The sequence below is a fragment of the Clostridium tyrobutyricum genome, from assembly GCF_019144085.1.
Taxonomy (GTDB): Bacteria; Bacillota; Clostridia; order Clostridiales; family Clostridiaceae; genus Clostridium_B; species Clostridium_B tyrobutyricum_A.
This window is the reverse complement of sequence record NZ_JAHHUY010000101.1, coordinates 1-437: the sequence shown is the minus strand read 5'-3', so window position 1 is coordinate 437 and position 437 is coordinate 1. Positions and strand designations below refer to the sequence as shown.

At 33.6% G+C, this 437-nt stretch carries 1 protein-coding gene; it reads left to right on the top strand.

Going from position 1 to position 437, the window contains the following annotated elements:
• Window positions 1–96 precede the first annotated feature (96 nt).
• On the top strand, window positions 97–437 hold a 341-nt coding region (locus KM800_RS15200; RefSeq protein WP_217813832.1), incomplete at its 3' end, for a transposase.

Sequence of the window (437 nt, the reverse complement as noted above, 5' to 3'; positions counted from 1 at the left end):
GGGGCTGTCGCACTAAAAAATTAGTGCGACAGTTTTTTGCCTAAAAAAATAAATCTCTCACTCGGAAGAGTGAAAGATTTATGGTAAAATTAACATATGACAAAATACATTAATTTACACAAAAATTATACTTCAAATCGTGGAAATTATCAATTAAAACTTCCACTAAATATTGAGTACATGATTCCAGATGATGATTCGGTGCGTTTGCTAAGTCAATTTATTGAGGAGATGGATTTAACAGATTTATATTCGACTTACTCCCGTATAAGGGAGAATCAGGCAGCACCACGTCAGATGCTTAAAATTGTACTTTATTCCTACATGAATCACAACTATTCATCAAGGTTAATGGAGAAATCATGCAAAAGAGATGTGAACTTTATGTACCTTTTAGAAGGTTCTCCAGTACCTGACCATTCTACATTTGCTAGGTT